The following is a 5,270-nucleotide window of genomic DNA, read 5'->3' as shown; positions in this document are numbered from 1 at the left end:
CTGTTTTTAAAAATGCAATTCAAAACATTGGAGAAGTCTTTGTATTTTTAAAAAGAGCAATTATGAAATTGATTCAAATATAAATGATTTAAAAAAATACTTTAATGCTACCACTTAATTCATCTCTAATTTTGCAGGTATTCTTTTTTAGAAGATGTTGTTAAGATCATCAAGTTTGCGTATTATTAAGTAGAAAATACAACAGCCAGCAATATAAAATGCTGGCTTATTGCAATTCATAAACAATTAATTTACGATTTGATATAGATTATAATCCAGATATAAAAATTATTCTACTTATATTTCTTTTCATGTTTTCTCTTATCGGCATTTCTAATATCATTGCTAGTTATAATAGGCTTTATCCTTTCTCTTGTTCTTTCGTGGATAAAATTTTCTTTAAATCCTAATTCTTTAAGTAAATAGAATTCTAGTATGTTACGTAGGATATGGAAAGCAGTTAGTAGATCTTCTCCTTTAAGAGCTTTATCTTCTAGTTTCTGATTATAGTGAGTGTAGTAATTTCTTGTTTTAGCAATTAACTGAGGAAATTCAATAAATTTGAATTCTCCGGTATGAAAGATGAATCTATAGTATGCTAGTAGTAAATCAGCCAGACGACTTCTTAATACAACAAAGTTTCTGCATCCGTTTAGCAAAAACTTTCTATCTTGTTTCCGAAGGGCTTCAGGCCTTACTTCTAATAACTTTTCTAATCTTTCTTTATAATCATGAAGAGAATAAGCAACCCTTCGAGAATGGTAGGTTTCTAATGCTTGTACCATATTCATGAAATGCCGACTAACTGATAAGTTTTGATTGTATAAACTGTCAATATAGAGTTCGATAATGGGTTCCATTATAGCTGATACCTCTTGCCATTGTGAGAAATTTGCTTGTTTTAGCTCACTCAAGCTAAAAAGATAATCATGTTTTATTAACCGCTTGTCATTATTTTCACCTTTTAAAGCGTGTTTATAAGCGTGAATAACTTCTAACGGCCGAATATGTTTCTCGTAATCTTCAAATTCATAATAAATATCGGGACTTTCAACAATCATCGAGTCGTAGCTTAGAGGGATACCTACAGCTATCTCGATAAGTCTTTTCATTTGGTCGGCTATTTTCATAAACCACTCTAATTTTTGCATTGATTGTGCTTCAATTATAAGATGTGGAGTTTGCTTTAATGTTAATTCCTCTTTCATGAGGTAAAACGGATCACTAAAGGTCAAATAGTAGGATATACTGTAAACTTCATTTGAGAATATTTCAATAGGCTCTACAATTTTTAAATCGATAAGAGAATCCCCTCTTTTGTCTAAATCAGGTCTGACGTAGTTTGACACATCACCCCACTGAATTATACCCGGTATGCTAATATTCATTTTAGAAAATTTGATCTCTTCTTCTTTATTAAAGTTTACACCATTAAACATGAACTGGGCCTTATACCCAAATACTTCCTCGGTCCCAATCCTACTTTTGGTACTTATTCTAGAACAATTGACAAGGCTAATCTTAGCACCATTAATCGTTGAACCAGTAATAAAAGGAATCTCAAGAGGAAGTTCAAGGTAACCCATCATAGGACCATTATTAGGTATACGGATATATAATACTATGCCTCCTTTATCTTTATTTAAATATAAGTCCCCTGTGTATTCCTTCCCTGTATTGTTAATCTTCCAAAAACCTGTTGCGGATAAGTTTACTTTCATTATTTCACCTCCACAAAAGCGTTGATAACTATCTCTAGTGTATCTATATATGGCGAAATTTTACAACATTATAAAAGGGGGATTTTCATCTATTTTAAATAAAGTATTAATTGCTACTAATAGATTCATATCAGGCCTCATTATGCTTAGGATAACAAATTGTCGATTATTGGAAATATGGACAAAGTAATGTAATATTGTAATAGATGTAATAGATTGAAAATTGTTGTTCTTAATTTGATAAAGGAGGTTACTATGAGTAGAGAGGCAGACCATACTATAAAGGGATTTTTATATCAATTTAATAAAACGTTAAATGCCATTTTGATGAGTAATGAAAAAGAAAATTTACAAATAGAAGGAATTATAGAAGATATAGATATAGAGTCGTCAAATTTAACTAGCGCAATACAGTGCAAGTATCATGAGTCAAATACTCAATTTAATTTATCTGATATTTATAAACCGGTTCTTCAAATGTTGTGCCATTATTTGGAAAGTGGTAATTCCAATATTAAATATATATTATATGCTTACTTTCCTAATGAAAAAGTTGGATTTAAAAGAATTACCATAAGTCAGCTTGAGGAAATTACTTCAACTAATAACTTTGATTATATCAATAAATACGTATCTAAAATAAAGCCCCCAAAGGATAAACAAATTGAAGAAATACTAAAAAAGCCTAGAAAAACTACTGAGGAAAAGGCAAAAATAAGAGAGTATTATAAAAGCAATGATCTTGAATCAGTTGTTGATTTAAGGAAGTTTTTAAAGGACCATTTTGTTTTCGAGATAGGTCACTCTTATGATAGTTTAGCGCACGAGACGAAGAAACTATTAGAAGCAGAAGGATTTTCAACTGATGACGTTAATGATTTATTTTATCCTAACGCAATTCAATATATAGCAGAAATTAGTATTATACCAGAAGAGAGAAAAAGGATAACAAATAAAATCGAATTAATAGGATTCTTAAATAAAAGTAAAAAAACAGCTATGAGCCGATGGACAAGTGAACTCTTATCTCGCAAAGAACTCTTAAAGATTAAGAGAAAACAATTAATGCCATCTTTAAATGCAAATTCTAGATTAAGATATTTTTTAATTGACCCTGATTATATTGAAGACTTTGATGATGAGTTTATTCTTTTTGTAAAAGAGTATCTTGAAAAATATAATTCAAAAATCAAATTGCATACATATACTCCTTGCTTTTTTATAAAAACAAATACTAATAAATTGTCAGAATACCATCAAAGGTTTGTGTTAAAAGGTATTCCAATAATAACAGGATATATTGGTGATACATTTTTATTTGAGGAATTTAATAGAGATCCAAAAAGGATAGTAAAAGACAACTGGGTGGAATTTAAAGCAAAAATTACTTGCATTTCAGATGATATAAAAGCATATATCAACACGAAGAAGTGCGATGATTTATATGTTTTAGGTGACATAAATACTAGTGTACTAGATACAGTTGATGTCAATATTGAGCAAATAACTATTAATGATTTTAAAGAGCTAAAATATATATTATCTATTATTAAGGAGGTTTGACAATGGATAAGAAAATTGGAAGTGTCGTAGAAAGTTCACCTCACTCTATTTTGGTTAAAATTGATAATCTAAAGACTTTTGAAAGCGCTAAATCGGAATTGCAAATAGGCAAGTATGTAAAAATTCAAGAAGGAAATCATAATTTTGTGTTGTGTGTCATTCAAAATATCAAAATTGCAACAGAAAAAGAAGAAGATGTATTTATTCTTACTGTACAACCAGTAGGCCTATTTAAAGAAGAAGAATTTTTTCAGGGGAATGCTTCACTACCATCACCAACCGAACCAGTATTTTTAGTTGAAAATGACATATTAAGTAAAATATTTAATGATGACAAGAATCGAATGTTTCACTTAGGAAAGTTAGCTCAAAATGATGGTATTGATTTTACTTTGGATGGAGATAAGTTTTTTAGTAAGCATGTTGCTATAGTAGGTTCGACAGGATCTGGAAAGTCCTGTACTGTAGCTAAAATCTTACAAAACGTTGTAGGAATTAGTGATGGGAAAAATATAAATAAGTCCAATAAGAAAAACTCCCATATTATTATTTTTGACATTCATTCTGAATATAAATCAGCATTTGAACTTGATAATAATGAAAATTTTAATCTAAATTACTTAGATGTTGAAAAATTAAAATTACCTTATTGGCTAATGAATTCGGAAGAACTAGAAACTTTATTTATAGAAAGCAATGAACAAAATTCCCATAACCAAGTATCACAATTTAAGCGAGCAGTAATATTAAATAAAGAGAAATATAATCCAAAGATAAAGAAAGTTACATATGATTCACCGGTCTATTTTAATATCAATGAAGTATTCAACTATATTCACAATTTAAATGAAGAAGTTATAAATAAAATTGAAGGGGAGGAGCATTTACCTAAGTTAGCCAATGGAGAACTTATAAAAGACCGGAATTCATATTTTGATCAAAAATTTGAATTCACTACATCTAATACTAGTAAAGCAACTAAAGCGTCTAATGGACCGTTTAATGGTGAGTTTAATAGATTTTTATCTAGGTTTGAAACAAAAGTAAACGATAAGCGTTTAGATTTCCTTATGTTAGATCAAGACCTTGTGGAAAACTCCAAATATAAAACCGAACACTTTGAAGAAATATTAAAGCAATTTATGGGATATCTGGATAAATCAAATATTACAATAATTGATTTAAGTGGGATTCCTTTTGAAGTTCTGAGTATTACTGTAAGTTTAATTTCCCGTATTATTTTTGATTTCGCTTTTCATTACTCTAAACTGAAACATGGAATGGATAAACATAATGATATTCCGTTTATGATTGTATGTGAAGAGGCGCATAATTATATACCTAGAACCGGGGGAAATGATTATAAGGCTGCAAAAAAATCAATTGAAAGAATAGCGAAGGAAGGGAGGAAGTATGGTTTGAGTTTGATGGTTGTCAGTCAAAGACCATCAGAAGTTTCAGACACGATTTTATCTCAATGTAACAACTTTATAAATTTGCGTTTAACAAATATTAATGATCAAAGTTATATTAAAAACTTGTTACCGGATAATTCCCGCTCTATATCTGAAATTCTGCCAACACTCTCAGCAGGGGAATGCTTGGTTGTTGGTGATTCAACACCGATACCTAGTATTGTCAAAATGGAGCTACCAAATCCAGAGCCAAGATCACAAAGTATAAAATTTCATAAAGAATGGTCAGAGGATTGGAAAACTCCTTCTTTTGAAAATGTAATCAAGAGATGGAGAAAGGAAAGTGTGTAAATTACTCACATCTATTACTAATTAATTAACAATGAGCATTGAGAATTAAAGTCTCAATGCTCATTTTTTGCCTCTTAAATCACCACGGTGAACCGTACCATAAATAGTGGTAAAGCAGAGGATGGAAGTTGAAATGAGCAAAATGTAAACGCTAGAATAAAGTTGACAGTTTTTGCTCGATAAGATTTTACACTTTTGCTCAATCAACCTACTAATTTAG

The 5,270-nt window shown here is 29.9% G+C and carries 3 protein-coding genes; 2 read left to right on the top strand and 1 reads right to left on the bottom strand.

What is annotated here, in order from left to right:
• Window positions 1-293: 293 nt before the first annotated feature.
• Window positions 294-1,721: an ApeA N-terminal domain 1-containing protein gene (locus FPQ13_RS12755; protein ID WP_144089706.1), complete on the bottom strand. Its 1,428-nt coding sequence runs from the start codon at window positions 1,719-1,721 to the stop codon at window positions 294-296.
• Window positions 1,722-1,976: 255 nt separating this feature from the next.
• On the opposite strand from FPQ13_RS12755, the gene FPQ13_RS12750 reads away from it, so the two are divergent.
• Window positions 1,977-3,284, top strand: coding sequence for a hypothetical protein (locus FPQ13_RS12750; RefSeq protein WP_144089705.1), 1,308 nt, complete (start codon window positions 1,977-1,979; stop codon window positions 3,282-3,284).
• Between the two features lie 2 nt (window positions 3,285-3,286).
• The gene (locus tag FPQ13_RS12745) at window positions 3,287-5,050 is read left to right on the top strand and encodes an ATP-binding protein (RefSeq protein WP_144089704.1); all 1,764 of its coding nucleotides are present in this window, start codon (window positions 3,287-3,289) and stop codon (window positions 5,048-5,050) included.
• The last annotated feature ends 220 nt before the right edge of the window (window positions 5,051-5,270 follow it).

Source organism: Allobacillus salarius (assembly GCF_007559425.1).
GTDB classification, from domain to species: Bacteria; Bacillota; Bacilli; order Bacillales; family Alkalibacillaceae; genus Allobacillus; species Allobacillus salarius.
This window is presented reverse-complemented; position numbering and strand designations above follow the sequence as displayed.

Bases quoted from the DNA above. Each gene is read 5' to 3' on its own strand.
- FPQ13_RS12755 (WP_144089706.1), bottom strand. From the start codon at position 1,721: ATGAAAGTAAACTTATCCGCAACAGGTTTTTGGAAGATTAACAATACA.
- FPQ13_RS12745 (WP_144089704.1), top strand. From the start codon at position 3,287: ATGGATAAGAAAATTGGAAGTGTCGTAGAAAGTTCACCTCACTCTATT.
- FPQ13_RS12750 (WP_144089705.1), top strand. From the start codon at position 1,977: ATGAGTAGAGAGGCAGACCATACTATAAAGGGATTTTTATATCAATTT.